This window comes from Pseudomonas sp. PvP028 (assembly GCF_017832255.1).
In the GTDB taxonomy this organism is placed as follows: domain Bacteria; phylum Pseudomonadota; class Gammaproteobacteria; order Pseudomonadales; family Pseudomonadaceae; genus Aquipseudomonas; species Aquipseudomonas syringae.
Genome location: NZ_JAFIBL010000001.1, coordinates 1122618 through 1143054, shown reverse-complemented (window position 1 = coordinate 1143054; position 20437 = coordinate 1122618). Strand labels below are relative to the sequence as shown.

General features: G+C 61.1%; 19 protein-coding genes. 14 read left to right on the top strand and 5 right to left on the bottom strand.

What is annotated here, in order from left to right; all coding sequences use genetic code 11:
• Window positions 1–22: 22 nt before the first annotated feature.
• From dadA to JOE34_RS05050, 6 genes are all read left to right on the top strand, one after another.
• Window positions 23–1324 carry a D-amino acid dehydrogenase gene (gene dadA, locus JOE34_RS05075; protein ID WP_003392572.1) on the top strand — a complete coding sequence of 434 codons (1302 nt, stop codon included), beginning with the start codon at window positions 23–25 and terminating at the stop codon, window positions 1322–1324.
• The gene (locus tag JOE34_RS05070) at window positions 1296–1649 is read left to right on the top strand and encodes a RidA family protein (RefSeq protein WP_003392569.1); all 354 of its coding nucleotides are present in this window, start codon (window positions 1296–1298) and stop codon (window positions 1647–1649) included. The genes dadA and JOE34_RS05070 overlap by 29 nt, the downstream gene beginning before the upstream one ends.
• A 74-nt stretch (window positions 1650–1723) precedes the next feature.
• The gene (gene alr, locus JOE34_RS05065) at window positions 1724–2797 is read left to right on the top strand and encodes an alanine racemase (protein ID WP_024665072.1); all 1074 of its coding nucleotides are present in this window, start codon (window positions 1724–1726) and stop codon (window positions 2795–2797) included.
• Window positions 2798–2922: 125 nt separating this feature from the next.
• Window positions 2923–3471 carry a cupin domain-containing protein gene (locus JOE34_RS05060; RefSeq protein WP_010413398.1) on the top strand — a complete coding sequence of 183 codons (549 nt, stop codon included), beginning with the start codon at window positions 2923–2925 and terminating at the stop codon, window positions 3469–3471.
• 25 nt (window positions 3472–3496) lie between these two features.
• Window positions 3497–3820, top strand: a complete 324-nt coding sequence (locus tag JOE34_RS05055; protein WP_003347482.1) for a c-type cytochrome — start codon at window positions 3497–3499, stop codon at window positions 3818–3820.
• Window positions 3821–4121: 301 nt separating this feature from the next.
• On the top strand, window positions 4122–6053 hold the full coding sequence (locus JOE34_RS05050) for an acetyl-CoA hydrolase/transferase C-terminal domain-containing protein (protein WP_024665071.1): 1932 nt from the start codon (window positions 4122–4124) through the stop codon (window positions 6051–6053).
• 35 nt (window positions 6054–6088) lie between these two features.
• Here JOE34_RS05050 and JOE34_RS05045 read toward each other — a convergent pair whose 3' ends face one another.
• On the bottom strand, window positions 6089–6613 hold the full coding sequence (locus tag JOE34_RS05045) for an Mpo1-like protein (protein WP_010413408.1): 525 nt from the start codon (window positions 6611–6613) through the stop codon (window positions 6089–6091).
• Window positions 6614–6694: 81 nt separating this feature from the next.
• Between JOE34_RS05045 and JOE34_RS05040 the strand changes: the two genes are divergently transcribed.
• From JOE34_RS05040 to gcvH, 5 genes are all read left to right on the top strand, one after another.
• Entirely contained in the window at window positions 6695–7405 is a 711-nt protein-coding gene (locus JOE34_RS05040) for a Crp/Fnr family transcriptional regulator (RefSeq protein ID WP_209995162.1), read from the top strand.
• Window positions 7406–7521: 116 nt separating this feature from the next.
• The gene (locus tag JOE34_RS05035; protein ID WP_003392555.1) at window positions 7522–8523 is read left to right on the top strand and encodes an extracellular solute-binding protein; all 1002 of its coding nucleotides are present in this window, start codon (window positions 7522–7524) and stop codon (window positions 8521–8523) included.
• Between the two features lie 260 nt (window positions 8524–8783).
• Complete coding sequence (locus JOE34_RS05030) at window positions 8784–10400, top strand: iron ABC transporter permease (RefSeq protein WP_016566911.1); 1617 nt, start codon at window positions 8784–8786, stop codon at window positions 10398–10400.
• 154 nt (window positions 10401–10554) lie between these two features.
• Window positions 10555–11637, top strand: a complete 1083-nt coding sequence (gene gcvT, locus JOE34_RS05025) for a glycine cleavage system aminomethyltransferase GcvT (RefSeq protein WP_010413420.1) — start codon at window positions 10555–10557, stop codon at window positions 11635–11637.
• Window positions 11638–11681: 44 nt separating this feature from the next.
• A complete protein-coding gene (gene gcvH, locus JOE34_RS05020) occupies window positions 11682–12068 on the top strand; it encodes a glycine cleavage system protein GcvH (RefSeq protein ID WP_003392547.1) in 387 nt (128 codons plus the stop codon).
• Between the two features lie 69 nt (window positions 12069–12137).
• Here gcvH and JOE34_RS05015 read toward each other — a convergent pair whose 3' ends face one another.
• The 3 genes from JOE34_RS05015 to JOE34_RS05005 all read right to left on the bottom strand — a co-directional run bounded on the left by JOE34_RS05015 (window position 12138) and on the right by JOE34_RS05005 (window position 14842).
• Complete coding sequence (locus JOE34_RS05015; RefSeq protein WP_002551535.1) at window positions 12138–12458, bottom strand: DUF2388 domain-containing protein; 321 nt, start codon at window positions 12456–12458, stop codon at window positions 12138–12140.
• A gap of 141 nt (window positions 12459–12599) precedes the next feature.
• Entirely contained in the window at window positions 12600–14384 is a 1785-nt protein-coding gene (locus JOE34_RS05010) for a GspE/PulE family protein (RefSeq protein ID WP_003347463.1), read from the bottom strand.
• 110 nt (window positions 14385–14494) lie between these two features.
• A complete protein-coding gene (locus JOE34_RS05005) occupies window positions 14495–14842 on the bottom strand; it encodes a hypothetical protein (RefSeq protein WP_010413425.1) in 348 nt (115 codons plus the stop codon).
• Window positions 14843–14967: 125 nt separating this feature from the next.
• Between JOE34_RS05005 and JOE34_RS05000 the strand changes: the two genes are divergently transcribed.
• Window positions 14968–15438: an Lrp/AsnC family transcriptional regulator gene (locus JOE34_RS05000; RefSeq protein WP_003305413.1), complete on the top strand. Its 471-nt coding sequence runs from the start codon at window positions 14968–14970 to the stop codon at window positions 15436–15438.
• An 816-nt stretch (window positions 15439–16254) separates the two neighbouring features.
• Here the strand turns inward: JOE34_RS05000 and JOE34_RS04995 are convergent.
• On the bottom strand, window positions 16255–17622 hold the full coding sequence (locus tag JOE34_RS04995; protein ID WP_003392540.1) for a CYTH domain-containing protein: 1368 nt from the start codon (window positions 17620–17622) through the stop codon (window positions 16255–16257).
• Between the two features lie 163 nt (window positions 17623–17785).
• On the opposite strand from JOE34_RS04995, the gene argE reads away from it, so the two are divergent.
• Window positions 17786–18934 carry an acetylornithine deacetylase gene (argE, locus tag JOE34_RS04990; protein WP_003392538.1) on the top strand — a complete coding sequence of 383 codons (1149 nt, stop codon included), beginning with the start codon at window positions 17786–17788 and terminating at the stop codon, window positions 18932–18934.
• A 140-nt stretch (window positions 18935–19074) separates the two neighbouring features.
• Window positions 19075–20373, top strand: coding sequence for an amino-acid N-acetyltransferase (argA, locus tag JOE34_RS04985; protein WP_003437488.1), 1299 nt, complete (start codon window positions 19075–19077; stop codon window positions 20371–20373).
• Window positions 20374–20437 lie beyond the last annotated feature (64 nt).

Below are 20437 nucleotides of genomic sequence, written 5' to 3'. Positions count from 1 at the left end.
TATCCGCGATGAGGTCATCGACATGCGCGTTCTGGTTCTGGGTAGTGGCGTCATCGGTACAACCAGTGCTTATTATCTGGCGCGTGCCGGTTTCCAGGTGACCGTCGTTGACCGTCAGCCTGCTGCTGCCATGGAGACCAGTTTTGCCAATGCCGGCCAGGTTTCTCCGGGCTATGCCTCGCCATGGGCTGCGCCGGGTGTTCCCCTCAAAGCGCTCAAATGGCTGCTGCAGCGTCACGCGCCTTTGGCGATCAAGGCAACAGCGGATATCGATCAGTACCTGTGGATGGCTCAAATGCTGCGCAACTGCACGGCCAGCCGCTATGCCATCAATAAAGAACGCATGGTACGCCTGTCCGAATACAGCCGCGATTGCCTGGATGAACTGCGCCTCGAGACCGGCATTGCCTACGAAGGGCGCAGCCTGGGCACCACACAGTTGTTCCGTACCCAGGCCCAGTTGGATAACGCTGCCAAGGACATCGCCGTGCTCGAGCAGTCCGGTGTGCCCTATGAACTGCTGGATCGCGAAGGCATCGCCCGTGTCGAGCCCGCGCTGGCCGGTGTGACCGGCATCCTCAGCGGTGCGTTGCGCCTGCCCAATGACCAGACGGGTGACTGTCAGCTGTTCACCACGCGCCTGGCGGAAATGGCCGTGGCGTTGGGAGTCGAGTTCCGCTACGGGCAAAACATCGAACGCCTCGATCACGCAGGCGACAGCATCAATGGCGTTTGGATCGACGGCAAGCTCGAGACCGCTGATCGTTACGTGCTGGCGCTGGGCAGTTACTCGCCGCAGTTGCTCAAGCCGCTGGGCATCAAGGCGCCGGTCTATCCGCTGAAGGGCTACTCGCTGACCGTGCCGATCACCAACCCGGACATGGCGCCGACTTCGACCATTCTCGATGAAACCTATAAAGTCGCGATCACCCGTTTCGACAACCGGATCCGCGTCGGCGGCATGGCGGAAATCGCCGGTTTTGACCTGTCGCTCAATCCGCGTCGACGCGAAACACTGGAGATGATCGTCGGTGACCTCTATCCTCAGGGCGGCGACCTGACCCAGGCCGATTTCTGGACCGGGTTGCGTCCGACCACGCCCGACGGCACACCGATTGTGGGTGCAACACCGTTCCGTAACCTGTTCCTCAATACCGGCCATGGCACTCTGGGCTGGACGATGGCGTGTGGTTCCGGTCGTTTGCTGGCAGACCTCATCGCCCGCAAGACACCCCGTATCAGTGCTGAAGGCCTTGATATCTCTCGTTACGGCAACACTCAGGAGAATGCACAGCATGTCCATCCAGCGCCAGCTCACCAATGAGCGCATGAGTCAGGTCGTTGTCCACAATGGCACCGTCTATCTGTCGGGCCAGGTCGGCAATGACATGACCGCCGGTGTCGAGCAGCAGACCCGAGAGGTTCTGAACAGCATCGAGCGCCTGCTCGACCTGGCCGGCACCGACAAGACGCGTATCCTGTCGGTCACCATTTACCTGAAAGACATCGACGCCGACTTCGCAGGCATGAACAGCGTCTGGGACAAATGGCTGCCCAAGGGTTTCGCGCCTGCACGCGCAACGGTCGAGGCCAAGCTGTGCGAGCCGGAAATCCTCGTTGAACTGTCGGTGGTTGCCGCGCTGCCTTGAGCCCTTTTTGCCCGGCGCGTCCCCGCGTCGGGTTGATCTTCCCCTTCCATCCTTTCAGGCAAGTAAACGTCATCATGCGTCCAGCCCGCGCCTTTATCGATCTTCAGGCACTGCGTCACAACTACCAATTGGCCCGTGAAAACAGCGGCGGCAAAGCGCTCGCCGTCGTCAAGGCCGATGCCTACGGTCACGGCGCGGTGCGCGTCGCGCAGGCACTGCAAGCGCAGGCCGACGGTTTTGCAGTGGCTTGCATTGAGGAAGCACTAGAGCTGCGTGCGGCAGGTATCCGTGCGCCCGTCCTGCTGCTCGAAGGTTTTTTCGAGGCCGACGAGCTGGCGCAGATTGTCGAGCATGACCTGTGGACCGTTGTACATGCGACCTGGCAACTGGAAGCTATCGAGCAGGCGCGCCTGGGCAAGCCGATAACGGTATGGCTCAAGCTCGACACCGGCATGCACCGGGTCGGCCTGCATCCTCACGAGTACCAGGCGGGTTATCAGCGTCTGCTGGCAACCGGCAAAGTGGCCAGAATCGTGCTGATGAGCCACTTCTCCCGCGCCGATGAGCTGAACAGCGGCTGCAGTGATGAGCAGCTCGCGGTATTCGAGACCTTTCGCAAGGGGCTGGCAGCAGAAACCAGTCTGAAAAACTCCCCGGCGGTGCTGGGCTGGCCACAGATCCCGAGCGACTGGTCGCGCCCGGGCATCATGCTCTACGGTGCCACGCCGTTTGATCAGGCGCACCCGCTGGCGGATCGCCTGCAACCGGTGATGACCCTGGAATCGAAGATCATCAGCGTGCGTGAACTGCCCGTTGGTGAACCCGTGGGTTATGGCGCGACATTTGTCTGTGACCGGCCGTCGCGTATCGGTGTTGTGGCGATGGGCTACGCCGACGGCTATCCGCGTCACGCGCCCACCGGCACGCCCGTGCAGATCGACGGCCAGCCATCCAGGCTGCTCGGACGCGTGTCCATGGACATGCTCTGCGTCGACCTCACCGATGTGCCGCAGGCCGGGCTCGGCAGCCGAGTCGAGCTGTGGGGCAAGCAGGTGCTCGCTAGTGAAGTGGCCCAGCGCGCAGAAACCATCCCCTACGAAATCTTCTGCAATCTGCGTCGCGTTCCGCGCATCTATTCCGAAGACTGATTCAGTTCCCTGTGCCCCAAACCGCAGTGGGTCAGGTGTCTGTCGAAGTGTTGTAAATATCGAACGCTGTTGCCATGATGGCGTTCAGACCGACTAGACCTGACAAAACCTGGGGGAATATCGCATTGGACGTGGGTGAACGACTGCAATCGATTCGCAAGCTCAAAGGCTTGTCCCAGCGTGAACTCGCCAAGCGCGCCGGTGTGACCAACAGCACCATCTCCATGATCGAAAAAAACAGCGTCAGCCCCTCGATCAGTTCGCTGCGCAAGGTGCTCGGCGGCATCCCCATGTCCATGGTCGAATTTTTTTCGGAAGAATCCGTGCCCGAAAACGCGGCTCAAGTGGTGTACAAGGCCAGCGAGCTGATTGATATATCGGACGGTGCCGTGACCATGAAGCTGGTCGGCAAATCGCATCAGGGCCGTGCCATCGCCTTTCTCACCGAGACCTACCCACCGGGTGCCGATACCGGCGAAGAAATGCTCGTTCACGAAGGTGAAGAGACCGGCATCCTCGTCGAGGGGCGGCTGGAACTGGTGATCGGGCTGGATACCTACGTGCTCGAAGCAGGTGACAGCTATTATTTCGAAAGCACCCGGCCGCATCGCTTTCGTAACCCGTTCGATGTCCCGGCACGATTGATCAGTGCGGCCACCCCGGCCAATTTCTGACCCGTCCCCTTACGATGAGTGACGCGTGAAACTGACCTGGAAGATTCTGAGCAGCGCAGGCGTTCTGACGTTGTGGGCGTTTAATGTGCAAGCCGCCGATAGCGCCCGAGCCCCTGACGACATCATCGCGGCGCATTGCGTCGCCTGTCACAGCGTCGGCCTGCTCAACGCGCCGAAGATCGGTGACACGGCGGCCTGGGAACAGCGCGCCCAGCAAAAAGGCGGTCTTGATGGACTGCTGGCCAGCACTATCAAAGGCCTCGGCATCATGCCCCCGAAAGGCACCTGCGGCGATTGCACAAACGACGAACTGAAGAGCGCCATCCAGAGCATGTCCGGGCTGAAGTGAGGTGCACCCTCGTTCCCACGCCTGAGCGCCCGGCGCTGTGCATACGTTTTGTGGGAGCGAGCCGGGCGACGCTTCGCTTGCTCGCGAAGATGATGTTTAGATCGATGCATTTTTGGCGATAGTACACGCCCTTTTCGCGAACAAGTTCGCTCCTACGCTCTTTGGGCAGAAGCCTGGAAGCCTTTTGTTCCGGGCGTTCCAGGGATTGTGTATAACGATGATGCTCTGCGTGACGAGCATGCAGCACTTTGACGTTGTCGTCGGTCCAACCTGCACCCAATAACAATTCAGGAGAGCTGGGATGCCGTATTCCTGTTCCATCGAGCATGCCGTCGATCACGTTCTTGCGCAGCTACCCGAGCATATCCACCTCGGCATGCCGCTGGGGCTGGGCAAGCCCAACCGGTTCGTCAACGCGTTGTACCAGCGTATCAGCGAGTTGCCCGAACGACGGCTGACGATCTACACCGCGCTGACGCTCGGGCGGCCGACGCCGGGGGAGGGTTTGCAGGCCCGGTTTCTCGAACCGTTTCTGCAGCGCGTCTTCGCTGACTATCCGGAGCTCGATTTCCTCGCTGCACTGCGCCGCGACAAACTCCCTGCCAATATCCGTGTGCAGCAATTCTTCATGCAGCCGGGCAGTTTGCTCAACAGCCAGTCAGCCCAGCAAGACTACGTCAGCAGCAATTACAGCCATGCCGCCCGCGACATCAATGCCAATGGCCTGAATCTGGTCGCGCAACTGGTGGCCCGTGACGAACAGCGCCCAGGCACGTTGAGCCTGAGCTGCAACCCGGACGTGACCCTCGACCTGTTGCCCATGATCGCCAAGCGCCGGGCCGCTGGGGAGACCATTCTGATGCTCGGCCAGGTGCACGCCGACCTGCCTTACATGCCGGGCGACTCCGAACTGGAGGTCGACGCCTTCGATGTGCTGATCGACGAAGACGAGCGCAGTACGCTGTTTTCCACTCCCAACATGCCAGTGGGCTATCAGGACCACCTGATCGGCCTGCACGCCAGCACGCTGGTACGTGACGGCGGCACGTTACAGATCGGCATTGGCTCGATGGGCGATGCACTGACCGGCGCATTGCTGGCGCGCCAGGCCGATAACGAAACCTGGCGCGGCCTGCTGGCCGAGTTGAACATGAGTAACTGGCAGACCCTGATAGATCGGGAAGGCGGCGTTCAGCCGTTCGCCAGCGGCCTTTACGGTTGCAGCGAAATGTTCGTCAACGGCCTGCTGGTACTCGCCGATGCCGGCATCGTGCGGCGCAAGGTGTACGCCGATGCAGAGCTGCAACGGCTGGCCAACATGGGCACGCTGGATGAGGATGCCCATCCCGGTGGCGTGGTCGTGCATGGCGGCTTTTTCCTCGGCCCGCAGAGTTTCTACGCGCGGCTGCGCGAGTTGCCCGCCGAGCGGCTGGCGCAGTTCAACATGACCGCCATCAGCTACATCAACGAGCTTTACGGCCAGGAAGAACTCAAGCGCCTGCAACGCCGCGATGCGCGCTTCATCAACAGTGCGTTTACCGTCACCCTGATGGGCGCGGCAGTGGCTGATCAGCTGGAAGACGGCCGGGTGCTCAGTGGCGTGGGCGGTCAGTACAACTTCGTGGCGCAGGCCCATGCACTGGAAGGCGCCCGTTCGATCCTGATGCTACGCAGCTGGCGTGAGTCGGGCGGCGAGGTCAGCTCCAACATCGTCTGGCAGTACGGCCACACCACCATCCCCCGACACTTGCGCGACATTGTCGTGACTGAATACGGCATCGCCGATCTGCGCGGGCAGACCGACGCGACGGTGATCGAGCGAATTCTGAATATCACTGACTCGCGGTTTCAATCGGGCCTGATCGAGCAGGCGCAAAAGGCTGGCAAGCTGCCCAAGGACTTCCGTCTCGATCCGCGCTTCACCGACAACACGCCCGAGCGCCTCAAGGACACTGCATCACGCTACCCGTCACTGTTTACCGAGTACCCGTTGGGTTGCGACTTTACCGCCGAGGAGCGCGACCTGCTCAGAGCCTTGAACTGGCTGAAGAGCAAGCTCAAGCTCACTGAAATCCTCGAGCTGGGCAAAGCGACCCTCGACGCTCCGGACCCCGAAGCCTTCCTCGCGCACTTGCAACGCATGCAGCTCGACGCGCCGCAGGGCTTGCGCGAAGAGTTGTATCAGCGGCTGTTGCTGGCCGGATTGCAGAACAGCACCGGGCTTGCCGGCTAAGAGGCGGGCACTGATCGTTGCCCGGTGTCAGGCGCCTAGGTCGTCGCCTTGCGGGTCGCACGCCCCACCGGGCCGACGCGCTCTTCGATGGCGTGCTGCAGAGCCTTGCACTGGCCCATCAGGAATGCCAGCTCCGCGACCACAAACAACGGGCCGATGATCAGCCCGGTCAGGTCATCGATGAAGGCCGGTTTGCGCCCCTCGTAGTAATGGCCGACGAACTGGATGATCCAGCCAATCACAAAGAGCCCGACGCCCGCACTCAGCCAGACCATGGTTGCCTGCTGCGCAAGGTTGGCCCCGGCCCAGATACACAGCGCCAGTAATACCGCCATGACGACGCCCAAGGCGCGGTCGAGTCGCAGGTAAAAAATCGTCGAACCCAAGGCCAGCAGCGCCGCCGGTGAAAGCCACAATCCGCTTATATTCCAGCCCGGTCGCGAGAGGAGCACCGCCACGGCCAGCACGATCAGTGGAATACCCACGAAGTGCGTCACGATATTGCGTGAATCACGGTGATAAGCCGCGTATTGGCTGAGATGATCGACAAGGGTTTTCATTATTATTCCCGCCTGAGACGATGGCCGGCTTGAGCCTGATTTCTTGTACAACATGCATGGCTGAAAGAGAAGGGAGCAAAAATGACAAATGGAGTGTCGTGGCGGTCACGATTGCTATCCGATTACTGGTTTTCCCATCTGCCTGCCAGTCTGCAGGATAGCCTGCTGGAGGCTGCCCGCCAGCGCCGCAAGACGCCCGGCAGGCGGCTGTTCGACAAGGGCGATCTGCCGTGCGGTGTTTATGTGCTGCTGGAGGGCAGCGTGCGGATCGGCGGCACCCACGAGCAGCGGCTGCTGACGCACGTGGAATCGACGAGCGCGCCGTGCTGGTTTGGCGAAGTCTCGCTGTTTGACGGGCTGCCGCGCCGTTTCGAAGTCTGCTCGCTGGAACAGAGCATCTTCCTGCACATTCCCCAGCCATTCCTGGCCCGGTTGCTCGACAGGCACCCCGAGTACTGGCGCTGGTTTGCCGCACTGCTCAGCCAGAAGGTCGGCTTGCCACTGCCTAACCCCGAGAAAATGCGTAGCCTGCCGCCGCGGGCGCGAGTTGCCTGGCGCCTGTTGCTGCTTAGCGAGGGGTATGGCCCGTTGAGCCAGGCACGCCGCCTGATTGCGCTGGATGACATTCAGGCGGCGGAGCGTCTCGCGCTTGCCTCGCCGGCCTTGCTGGAAGTGCTCCAGGACCTGCATGAGCGCAGGATCGTACGCTTGGGAGAAGGGCACCTGGAAGTGTTCGAAGTGGACAAGCTGCGCAGGGTGGCGAACTTTTCCAGAGCCAAGGCTGTGTGCTGATCAGCGATCATCATCGAGCCTGGAAACATCCGGTAACGGCTCCGTTGTCGCTTCGATTGAGATAGCAAATGGGATTCACTACCATTTCGCCTCATTTGCGAACGCGAGATACCCCGATGCAGGCAAGCAAGCGTCTTCTGGCTGCTCTGACACTGACTTTACTGGGCAGCACCGCTCAGGCTGCCGATGAAGTGGTGGTGTATTCGTCCAGAATCGACGAGCTGATCAAGCCGGTATTCGATGCGTACACGGCCAGTACCGGGGTGAAGATCAAATTCATCACCGACAAGGAAGCGCCGCTGATGCAGCGCATCAAGGCCGAGGGCCAGAATGCCACCGCCGACCTGTTGCTGACGGTCGATGCGGGCAACCTCTGGCAGGCCGAGCAGATGGGTATCCTGCAGCCGTTCACCTCGCCGGTGATCGAAGCCAACATTCCGCCGCAGTATCGCTCGTCGACCCACGGCTGGACCGGTCTGAGCCTTCGCGCGCGCACCATCGCCTACTCCACCGACCGGGTGAAGCCTGCCGAGCTGAGCACCTACGAGGCGCTGGCCGACAAGAACTGGGAAGGCCGCTTGTGCCTGCGTACCGCGAAGAAGGTCTACAACCAGTCGCTGACCGCTACGCTGATCGAAACCCACGGCGCCGAAGCGTCGGAGAAAATCCTCAAGGGCTGGGTCAACAACCTGTCCACCGACGTGTTCTCCGATGACATCGCGGTGCTTGAGGCGATCAATGCCGGGCAATGCGACGTGGGCATCGTCAATTCCTATTACTACGGTCGCCTGCATAAGGAAAAACCCGATCTGGCGGTGAAGCTGTTCTGGCCGAACCAGGCCGATCGCGGTGTGCACGTCAACCTGTCGGGTATCGGTCTGACCAAGTACGCCCCGCACCCCGAAGCGGCCAAGGCGCTGGTCGAGTGGATGACCGGCCCCGAGGCGCAGAAGATTTTCTCCAGCGTCAATCAGGAGTTCCCGGCCAATCCGAAGGTGGCGCCTTCAGAAGAAGTGGCGAGCTGGGGGCAGTTCAAGGCCGACACCCTCCCGGTCGAAGTGGCAGGCAAGCGTCAGGCAGAAGCGATACGCATGATGGATCGCGCGGGCTGGAATTGATTTAATACCCAAGTGCCTGACTCTCGTTGATACGCTTCGCGCTCATTGCACAAATCTTGAATAGCCCGAAAAGCGTGGCTTTCAGGCTTCTGCCCGCAGGGCGTAGGAGCGGACTTGTCCGCGAAGCCGTCAGTTCAGATAGAGCATTTTCTGAGAATGTACCGGCCTTTTCGCGGACAAGTCCGCTCCTACGGCTTTCAGCCAGAATCAGAAGCAGGCCTGTGCACCCCCTCTTGACCCCCCTCATTTCGAGAACCTCCTTGGCCCATCCTGTGCAACGCCGCTGGTACCCCCTGGTCTTTGCCATCGCTGCGCTGGTCGTGCTGCCGCTGAGCGTTCTGCTGCTGTCGTGGGAGACGGTTGACCAGCAGATATGGTCGCACCTGCTCGAAACCCAGATGGCGCGTCTGCTGGGCAATACGCTGATCCTGGTGCTGGGTGTCGGCGTGGGCGTGACGCTGCTGGGGGTAAGCCTGGCGTGGCTCACTAGCCTGTGTGAATTCCCCGGTCGCCGCTGGCTGGACTGGGCGCTGATGCTGCCTTTCGCGATCCCCGCCTATGTGCTGGCGTTCGTGTTTGTCGGGCTGTTGGATTTTTCCGGCCCGGTGCAGACCCTGATGCGCGAATGGTTCGGCTCCGGTCTGCGTCTGCCTCGGGTGCGTTCCACCGGTGGGGTGATCATCGTCCTGGTGTTGGTTTTCTACCCCTACGTCTACCTGTTGGCGCGCACGGCGTTTCTGGCGCAGGGCAAGGGCCTGATGGAAGCTGCGCGAGTGCTGGGCAACACGCCCCTGCAGGCGTTCTGGCGCGTGGCGCTGCCAATGGCGCGTCCGGCCATCGGCGCGGGGGTGGCGCTGGCGCTGATGGAGACCCTGGCCGACTTTGGCGCGGTGTCGGTGTTCAACTTTGACACGTTCACCACAGCCATCTACAAGACCTGGTACGGCTTCTTCAGCCTGTCCAGCGCCGCGCAACTGGCCAGCCTGCTGCTGTTGGCCGTGCTGGTGCTGCTGTACGGCGAACGCCGCGCCCGGGGTGCAAGCCGACCGGCCAACGAGCGTCCGCGTGGCGCTGCGCTTTACCGGTTACGCGGCATCAAGGCATTGGCCGCAAGCTTCTGGTGTGGGCTGGTGTTTCTCTGTGCTTTCGTGGTGCCGATGCTGCAATTGATCGTCTGGGTCTGGCAGCGTGGCCGCTTCGATCTGGATGAGCGCTACACCGGGCTGATTCTGCACACGCTCTATCTGGGCGGCATGGCGGCGTTGATCACCGTCAGTGTGGCGCTGATTCTGGCGTTTGCCCGACGTATGGCGCCCACGCCTGCGATCCGCTCCGGCGTCAGCCTCGCCAACCTGGGCTACGCATTGCCAGGCTCGGTACTGGCGGTTTCAATCATGCTGGCGTTTAGTTACCTGGACCGCGAACTGGTCATTCCGCTGTCCGGCTGGCTGGGCGGCGCAGGCAAGCCTTTGCTGCTGGGCAGCCTCTCGGCCTTGCTGCTGGCGTATCTGGTGCGTTTCATCGCCGTCGCCTTCGGTCCGCTGGAACACAGCCTGTCGCGCATCCGCCCGTCATTGCCTGAAGCCGCGCGCAGCCTGGGGGTCAGCGGGCCAAAGTTGTTTCTCAACGTGTATCTGCCGTTGCTGGTGCCAGGGGCGCTGAGCGCGGCGCTGCTGGTGTTCGTCGATGTGCTCAAGGAAATGCCGGCAACCCTGCTCATGCGCCCGTTTGGCTGGGATACGCTGGCGGTACGCATCTTCGAAATGACCAGCGAGGGCGAGTGGGCACGGGCTGCGTTGCCAGCTTTGTCGCTGGTGCTTGTAGGATTATTACCTGTCATTGGGCTGATTCGTCGCTCTGCCCGTCAGATTGGCTAGGTGCGGGGGCCTCACCTTGCGGCTACAATGCGCCGCAATTGGTGCGGTCTGTCAGATAATTCGGTCAGCTGTTACGTGCTGCAAACTCCGGTTTATTGGGGGGCTTGCCGATCTCGTCTGCCCGCACCTTCGCCACGCCCGGAAGGAGAAACCCATGGGACAGCGTACCCCCCTGTTCGACCTGCACCTCGCCCTTGGCGCGAAAATGGTCGATTTTGGTGGCTGGGACATGCCGTTGCATTACGGATCGCAGGTCGAGGAACACCATCAGGTGCGTCGCGACTGTGGGGTCTTCGATGTCTCTCACATGAACGTGATCGATGTGCTCGGCGTTCAGGCCCGAGTCTGGCTGCGCCGTCTGCTGGCCAACGATGTAGACAAGCTCAAAACCCCCGGTCGTGCCTTGTACAGCGCCATGCTGGACGAGAGCGGCGGGGTGATCGATGACATGATCGTCTACCTCACGCCGGAAGGTTATCGGCTGGTCGTCAATGCGGCGACCGGCGTCAAGGACCTGGCCTGGATGCAGGCGCAACTGGACGACTTCGACGTGCAACTGGTCGAGCGCAGTGAAATGGCAATGCTTGCCATTCAAGGCCCCAAGGCCAGAACCCGTATTGCCGAGCTGGTTTCAAGCGCCCGCGCCGAGCTGATCCACCAGCTCAAGCCGTTCGAAGGGCTTGATGACGGTGACTGGTTCATCGCGCGCACCGGCTATACCGGTGAGGACGGCCTGGAGATCATGCTTCCTGCCGAAGAGGCCCAAAGCTTTTTCAATGAATTGGTCGGCGCGGGTATTTCCCCGATCGGCCTGGGCGCTCGCGACACGCTGCGTCTTGAGGCCGGCATGAACCTGTATGGCCAGGACATCGGTGAGCATGTTTCGCCCTTGGCTTCGAATATGGCCTGGAGCATCGCCTGGGAGCCTGCCGACCGTGATTTTGTCGGTCGCAAGGCGCTGGAGAGCGAGCGGGCTGAAGGAACCGCCTTCAAACTCGTGGGACTGGTGCTCGAAGAGCGCGGCGTTTTACGGGCGCATCAGGTGGTACGTGTCGCAGAAATTGGCGAAGGAGAGATCACCAGTGGTAGTTTCTCTCCTACGTTGAGCAAATCCATTGCACTGGCTCGCGTTCCGATGGCGACCGCTGACCGGGCCGAGGTGGAAATCCGCGGCAAATGGTACCCGGTGCGGGTGGTGCAGCCTGCGTTCGTGCGCCATGGCAAAACCTTGATCTAACCTAATGGCGGGTTTTCCGCTGACCCGATGTTGAGGATGACTAAATGAGCAATATTCCCGCCGAGCTGCGTTTCGCCGAAAGTCATGAATGGGCACGTCTGGAGTCAGACGGCACCGTGACTGTCGGCATCTCGGACCATGCACAGGAAGCACTGGGCGATGTGGTCTTCGTCGAACTGCCGGAAGTCGGCAAGGTGTTCGCTGCCGGTGACACCGCCGGTGTTGTCGAGTCGGTCAAGGCCGCTTCGGATATCTACTCGCCGGTTGCGGGTGAGGTGATCAAAGTCAACACAGCGCTGGGCGATTCGCCCGAGTCGCTTAACAGCGAGCCGTACAGCGCCTGGATCTTCAAGCTCAAGCCAAGCGACGCCGAAGGCGATCTGGCCAAGCTGCTGGATCCAGCCGGGTACAAGAGCGCTATCGGCGAATAACCGATTACCGCTCACAAAAATGCCGCTCATGGAGCGGCATTTTTTATGCGCGAAGCTAATCGGCAAGACTTACTGGTTTTCAGCGACCAGGTTTTTATCCAGGATCGCGTTGGCCAGTTCCATGTCGGTGGCTTTCAGGCCTGGATTGTCTTTGCGTACCTGCTCGATGGCCGCTTCCAGGAACGGACCGCGGATGCCACCGTCGCTGGCGACGAAGCTGCCTGCGTCGTCCTGGGCGGCAACGATCAGTTTGTGATCCTTGAAGGTCAGGTAAGTCGAGCCGGTGGTTGCACCGGAAGACAGCACATTACGCCAGAAGGTGTCAGCCATCGCTGAACCCATTGGGATGGAAAGCAAGGCGACGGTGGCGACAGCGAACTTGAGACGCATGATGAATTACTCCAGCTGTGGTTGTTCTGAGGGGTTGGATAGCCAAAGCCACGAACTAGTTCAATCAAGGTGTACCGCATAGTTCACTTTAGCTGGCTCGCCATGCTGCGCGGCCTTCTGGAACAACGCTTTCAACCTTGATCAGCGTTGTTCGCTTTGCGGTGTTACCCGCAGCACTTCCTCAAGTGTAGTCAGGCCCGCCGAGACTTTCTGCGCGCCGGACAGACGCAGGCTGCGCGTCCCTTCCTTGAAGGCCTGACGACGCATGGCGGTCAGGTCCAGGTCCGCCGAGATCAATGCCTTGATGTTGTCGGACATGACCATGATCTCGTAGACACCCGCCCGACCCCGGTAGCCGGTATCGCGACACTCCACGCAGCCGACCGCCTGATGCGCGCCGGGTGGCACCGGTGCCTGCCAGGGGCGCGTCAGGGTTTGCCAGTCGGTCTCGTTGAGGTTGATGGGCGCCTTGCAGTGTGGGCAAAGGGTGCGCACCAGACGCTGGGCCATGACGCCGAGGATGGTCGCCTTGAGCAGGTAGTGCGGCACACCCAGTTCGAGCATTCGGCTGATGGCGCTGGGCGCATCGTTGGTGTGCAGCGTCGACAGCACCAGGTGACCGGTAAGCGCCGCCTGAATCGCCATTTCTGCCGTCTCCAGGTCGCGAATCTCGCCGATCATGATGATATCCGGGTCCTGTCGCATCAGTGCGCGCACGCCGGCGGCAAAGCTCAGGTCGATGTTGTGTTGAACCTGCATCTGGTTGAAGGCCGGTTCGACCATCTCGATGGGGTCTTCGATGGTGCACAGGTTGACCTCGGAGGTCGCCAGTTTCTTGAGGGTGGTGTACAGCGTGGTGGTCTTGCCCGAACCGGTCGGGCCGGTGACCAGAATGATGCCGTTGGGCTGGCGGGTCATTTCCTGCCAGCGCCGCAGGTCGTCACTGGAAAAGCCCAACTGGTCGAAGTCCTTGAGCAATACCTCGGGGTCGAAGATCCGCATGACCATTTTTTCGCCAAACGCGGTCGGCAGGGTCGACAGGCGCAACTCCACTTCGCGATTCTCCGGCGTGGTGGTCTTGACCCGCCCGTCCTGTGGTTTGCGTTTTTCGGCGACGTTCATCCGGCCCAGGCTTTTCAGGCGGCTGACAATCGCCATGATCACCTGCGCCGGAAACTGGTAAACGTTGTGCAGCACCCCGTCGATGCGAAAGCGCACGGTGCCCTGTTCGCGGCGCGGCTCGATGTGAATATCACTGGCGCGTTGCTGGAAGGCGTACTGGAACAGCCAGTCGACGATATTGACGATGTGCGCGTCGTTGGCGTCAGGCTCCTGATCGCTGGCACCGAGCTTGAGCAACTGTTCGAAGTTGCCCATGTTGCTCATTTTTTGCTCAGAGGCGCTGGCACCGCTGACCGACTTGGCCAGCCTGAAAAACTCCATCGCCATGCGCTGGATGTCTGCCGGGTTGGCGACCACACGTTTGATCTGCAGCTTGAGCACGTGCGCCAGGTCGGCTTCCCATGAGCGCACATAAGGCTGCGCGCTGGCGATGGTCACCGATTCGCGATCGACCGCCACGGCCAGAATCTTGTGGCGCTGGGCAAAGGCGTAGGACATCAGTGGCGTGACCGCCGCGACGTTGATCTTCAGCGGGTCGATACGCATGTAAGGCTGGCCACAGGTTTTGGCCAGCCAGGCGGTCAGGGTTTCCACGTCCAGCTTCTTGCCCGGTCGCTTGAGGTCGTCAAACTGCAGCGAAGCGAGAAACTCGAGGGGATGCAGCTGGATGTTCACCGCACTGCGACGTTGGGTGAGTGCCGTTTCCGCGTCGTCCTGGCCGAGATAGCCTTCGGCAACCAGATCACGCAGCACGTCATTCAGATCAAGCCAGCGATCCTGTGAAGAGGGGGCCAGGGCTGCCATGTGCGCTCCTTGAGGCAATTCGTCATTGGACGATGAACAAGAGTAGACGCCAAGCGTGACAGCGTTATTGGTTCTATGCGACCGGGAATTGCCGGAGCAGGCGAATTGATTCAGCCCGTCGCCAGGGCGACACGGGATTGCGCAGTATTCTGGACGTCGACCTGCTCGACTTCCACTGAGCAGACGTCGATCAGGTTGCGCATTTTTTCGCCAATCACCTGGGCTCGATGCCAGCTCAATCTGCAAACCTGAAGGTCGATGAGCAGCAGGCTCTCTTGTTGCACAGCACTCAATTGGTCGGGAATCAGATACTGCATGGCAAACAGGTTCAACACCTGACAGAGCAAGGCAGGCTCGGCTTCGGCGCAGATAAGGTAGCGTGCGCAGCACTGTGCATTGCTGGACGACCAGCTATCTGGACGTTGCGAAGGGAGGGTGACGGCTTCGAGATTGGGCATGCTGATACTCCACAAGGATGCTGGAAATCTTTGCATGCGTGAAAAGAAATTTCTGGTCCATCATTGGGTGGATTAGTCTTTATAAGACTTGTTAATGCGCTGCAGGCTATTTCGGAAAATTAATTATGCAAATCGAACTGGACAGTTACGATCGCAGGATTCTGGCGCTGCTGCAGGAAGACGCTTCGCTTTCCAGTGCGCAGATTGCCGAGCAGGTCGGTCTGTCGCAATCACCCTGCTGGCGCCGCATTCAGCGGCTCAAGGATGAAGGGGTGATTCGCCGTCAGGTGGCGTTGCTGGACCGCAAGAAAATCGGTCTGAATACGCAGATATTCGCCGAGGTAAAACTCAACGCCCACGGGCGCTCCAACTTCACCGAGTTCACCGACGCGATTCGTGGCTTCCCGGAGGTGCTGGAGTGCTATGTGCTGATGGGGTCGGTGGATTTTCTGCTGCGCATCGTGACGCCGGATATCGAGGCGTACGAGCGGTTCTTCTTCGAAAAACTGTCGCTGGTACCCGGCATCCAGGAAGTGAACTCGACAGTGGCCCTCTCGGAGATCAAATCCACCACCAGCCTGCCGCTGCTGCGCTGACGGGGCTGGTGCCCGGAGTTGCGCCCGCCTCGGTTGTGCCTTGTGCACCGAGGTGACTGGTTTTGCTGCCGGTTCCCGGCAGTTCGCGGACAAGTCCGCTCCTACAAAAAACGGGAGATCATGTACAAGCGCAGCGTCGCCCGGTCTGCTCCCACGCCCTTCGGGCAGAATCAAAAGCGGACTTGCGTATGACGCTGAATGATCTGGCACTGCAGCAGTGCTTCTGCCCGGAGGGCGTAGGAGCGGACAAGTCCGCTCCTACAAAAAACGGGAGATCATGTATAAGCGCAGCGTCGCCCGGTCTGCTCCCACGCCCTTCGGGCAGAATCAAAAGCGGACTTGCGTATGACGCTGAATGATCTGGCCTGCAGCAGTGCTTCTGCCCGGAGGGCGTAGGAGCGGACTTGTCCGCTCCTACAAAAAACGGGAGATCATTTACAAGCGCAGCGTCGCCCGGTCTGCTCCCACGCCCTTCGGGCAGAATCAAAAGCGGACTTGCGTATGACGCTGAATGACCTGGCCTGCAGCAGTGCTTCTGCCCGGAGGGCGTAGGAGCGGACTTGTCCGCTCCTACAAAAAACGGGAGATCATGTACAAGCGCAGCGTCGCCCGGTCTGCTCCCACGCCCTTCGGGCAGAATCAGAAGCGGACTTGCGTATGACGCTGAATGATCTGGCCTGCAGCAGTGCTTCTGCCCGGAGGGCGTAGGAGCGGACTTGTCCGCGATGGGCTGCGAAGCGGCCCTAAAACGTTTCAGGCAGTTCGCGGACAAACGAAGCGTCGCTTGGTCCACTTCTACGGCCTTCTGATCCAGCCTTACAAGCGCAGCAGGGTTTTCCAGGCGCGGCTCTGGAAGACGGTGATTGCCTGTTGTACGCGGGCATCGAGGACTTCGTCGCTGATGTCCAGATGCGCCAGTTCTTCCAGTTTGCGCAGTTCGCCATACAGGCGATCCAGTTCCGGCAGGTCCAGCGCGCCGCGTGCCCAGTGCAGCCAGGACTGGATGCGCTCGATGCGGGGCAGTTGCTCGGCCAGGTCTTCCGGCTGCTGCTGATAACGGCTCAGTTGCAGGGACGTGGCTTCTTCGCCCAGCAGGCGTGGCAGCCAGCTGCTCAACAGCGCGGCGCCCTGACGATTGCCGCGGGTGTTGCGTTCGGCGGTCCAGCTGCGGGAAAGCAACCAGCGTGAGGTATTCAGCGAGAACTCGCCCCAGCGCGTGTCCTGCAATTCTTCCAGGAATTGCTCGTGTGCGGCACCACGGACATCGGCATCTTCCTGCCCGGCCTGAACCAGCGGTCGCCAGTCTTCCAGCAAGGCGTCCAGCGCAGTACGCAGTTGTGCGGTCGAGGTGCGCGGCGCGGCCTGGCCGAGGCTGCTGGTCAGAGCGCGCAGTTCGGCGAGCATCTCGACCCAGTCCTGCAGTAGACGCCAGTGGCCGTTGAAGCGGTATTGCTCGGCCAGACGCTGGCTGCTGCCCAGCAGATGCCAGGCCAGCGCGGAATAAGCGTCGTCCAGCGGCGTTTCGGCAGTCAGGGCGGGCGCCTGCAGGCTCAGCGAGTAGCTGCTGGCATCGAGCAGACGGTAGCCGCGCTCGGCCTTGCTGATATCACACGGCATCAGCGGCAGCGTTGCAGCCAGCTCGGCAGCCAGTTCCAGCAGCGCGGCAGGTTCGCCTTCACGCAGCTCGAGCTCCAGCTCGCAGATTTCTTCCTTCTGCTTGCCGGCCACCACCTGGCCCAAGTCCAGTGCGGCTTCGATCACCACTTTGGCCTTGCCACGGCCCCAGGCAATCTCGGCTTTCTCACGCACGAAATCGGTGGTGAACAGCGGTTTGATGGTTTTCTTGTCCAGATCAGCCAGTTGCTCGGGCCAGCAATCGCCTTCGAGCTTTTTCAGGTCCAGCTTGGCCTTGCTCAGGTCCCAGTTGTACTCGTTGCGCTCGGACAGACCGGCCACGCTTTGCCCGCGAGTCTTCATGGTCTGGATGATCTGATCGCCGTCGCGGCGGATACGCAGGGCGACTTTGGCCTGCGCCAGCTCACCTTCGGGGGTATCGAAATACTGGTTAGACAGTTCAAGGCGCTCCCAGCCACTCTTGTTGCGCTTCTTGAGCAACGGGTGTTCACGCAGTGCAGCGAGGGTCTCGCGGCTGACGCGGAGTTTGATTTCAGTTTCTTTTTGCATGGCCGGGGGAATCCAAACGCTGATACGGATAAACGGGAGCGCAGCCCATGATTGAACGGCTGCTGAGGCCGTCAGTGTACAGGACATGGCCCGAAACGGTTTATTCCTGGGTTGCTATGGCCCTATGATGGGCCGTGTTCCGTCTCGATTACAGGAAGCGTCCATGCCGTTGCCGTCCATGAAAGACCAGTTCGCCGCGCTGATCGCCGTACCCTCGGTGAGCTGCACTCAGCCTTCCCTGGACCAGAGCAACCGTCCCGTCATCGATCTGCTGGCCGGATGGCTGGGCGATCTGGGGTTTGCCTGCGACATCCAGCAAGTGTCGCCCGGCAAGTTCAATCTGCTGGCGACCTACGGAACAGGCCCAGGCGGTCTGGTACTGGCGGGGCACAGCGATACCGTGCCGTTCGATGAGGCACTGTGGAAGACCGACCCCTTGAAGCTGACCGAGGTGGATGGCCGCTGGGTCGGGCTGGGCAGTTGCGACATGAAGGGCTTCTTTGCGCTGGTCATCGAAGCGGTGCGTGGCCTTGTTGATCAGCCGTTCAAGCAGCCGCTGCTGATCCTCGCCACCTGCGACGAGGAAAGCTCGATGGCCGGTGCCCGCGCGCTGGCCGACGCCGGCCGCCCGCTGGGTCGTGCGGCAGTGATTGGCGAGCCGACCGGGCTCAAGCCGATCCGCCTGCACAAGGGCGTGATGATGGAGCGCATCGATATTCTCGGGCGCAGCGGCCATTCCTCCGACCCGAGCCTTGGGCACAGCGCACTCGAAGCCATGCACGACGCCATCAGCGAACTCAAGGGCCTGCGCACGCAGTGGCAGGCGAAGTACCGCAACCCGCAATTCACGGTGCCGCAGCCGACGCTGAACCTGGGCTGTATTCATGGCGGCGACAACCCGAACCGGATTTGTGGCCAGTGCTCGCTGGAATTCGACCTGCGCCCGCTGCCGGGCATGGACCCGGAGATGCTGCGCTCGGCCATTCGGCAGAAGCTGCAGCCGCTGGCCGAGCTGCATCAGGTACGGATCGACTACGCGCCATTGTTCCCCGAATGCGCGCCGTTCGAGCAGGTCGCTGACGCTGAACTCGTGCGTGTCGCTGAACGCCTGACCGGTCATACGGCCGCAGCAGTAGCATTCGGCACCGAAGCGCCTTATCTTCAGCGCCTCGGCTGCGAGACACTGGTGCTTGGCCCGGGCGACATCGCCTGCGCGCATCAGCCGGGGGAATACCTCGAAATGTCACGTCTTGACCCTACAGTGCGTCTGTTACGTCAATTGATCGAACATTACTGCCTGACGCCCCAGTGAGTCAGGCATAACCCGTATTAATCAAAGTATCTTGAGCAAAAGGAGACTGCGCGTGCTGCCAAGCCTGTTCCGACGATAACCACCACACCGTTGTGCGTGCTTCTTTTCTTCGTCCATTTTTTCTACAGGCTCTTGTTGTCATGCCCGAATACGTCAATTGGCTTCGCCACGCGTCTCCGTACATCAATGCTCACCGCGATTGCACCTTCGTCGTCATGCTGCCCGGCGACGGCGTTGCGCACCCCAATTTCGGCAATATCGTCCACGACCTGGTCCTGCTGCACAGCCTGGGCGTGCGTCTGGTGCTGGTTCACGGTTCCCGTCCGCAGATTGAAAGCCGTCTGGCCCAGCGCGGGATTACGCCGCGTTACCACCGTGACCTGCGGATCACCGATACCGAAACGCTGGAGTGCGTGATCGATGCCGTGGGTCAACTGCGCATTTCGATCGAGGCGCGTCTGTCGATGGACATGGCCGCCTCGCCCATGCAGGGCTCGCGGTTACGAGTGACCAGCGGCAACGTCGTCACCGCACGGCCTATCGGGGTGCTTGAGGGTGTCGATTATCAGCACACCGGCGAAGTGCGCCGGGTCGACCGCAAGGGTATCAATCGCCTGCTGGACGAGCGCCATATCGTGCTGCTGTCGCCATTGGGTTATTCACCGACGGGCGAGATTTTCAATCTGGCCTGCGAAGACGTCGCCACCCGCGCAGCCATCGATCTGGCCGCCGACAAACTGCTGCTGTTCGGCGCCGAAACCGGCCTGCTGGACGAGCAGGGCCGGCTGGTGCGCGAACTGCGTCCTCAGCAGGTGCCCGCGCACTTGCAGCGCCTGGGTGCCAACTATCAGGCGGAACTGCTGGACGCTGCGGCCGAGGCTTGCCGTGGCGGCGTGGCGCGCAGCCATATCGTCAGTTATGCCGAGAACGGCGCGCTGCTGACCGAACTGTTTACCCGTGACGGCGGCGGCACGCTGGTCGCGCAGGAGCAGTTCGAACAGGTGCGCGAAGCGGCCATCGAGGACGTCGGCGGTTTGATGGACCTGATCACGCCGCTGGAAGAGCAGGGCATCCTGGTACGCCGCTCCCGCGAAGTGCTGGAGCGCGAGATTACCCAGTTCAGCGTGGTCGAGCGCGAAGGGCTGATCATCGCCTGTGCTGCGCTGTATCCGATTGCCGATTCGGAGTCGGGCGAGCTGGCGTGTCTGGCCGTCAATCCGGAATACCGGCATGGTGGCCGTGGCGACGAGTTGCTGGAGCGTATTGAACACCGCGCCCGGGCCTTGGGTATCAAGACCCTGTTCGTCCTCACCACCCGCACCGCACACTGGTTCCGCGAACGCGGTTTCGAACCCAGCAGCGTCGACCGCCTGCCAAGCGCCCGCGCCTCGCTGTACAACTACCAGCGTAATTCGAAGATCTTCGAAAAGGCGATATAAGCTTGGGGGCGGACGCAGAGCGTCCAGAACTGCGTGCCCACGCTGGAGCATGGGTACGATAGGT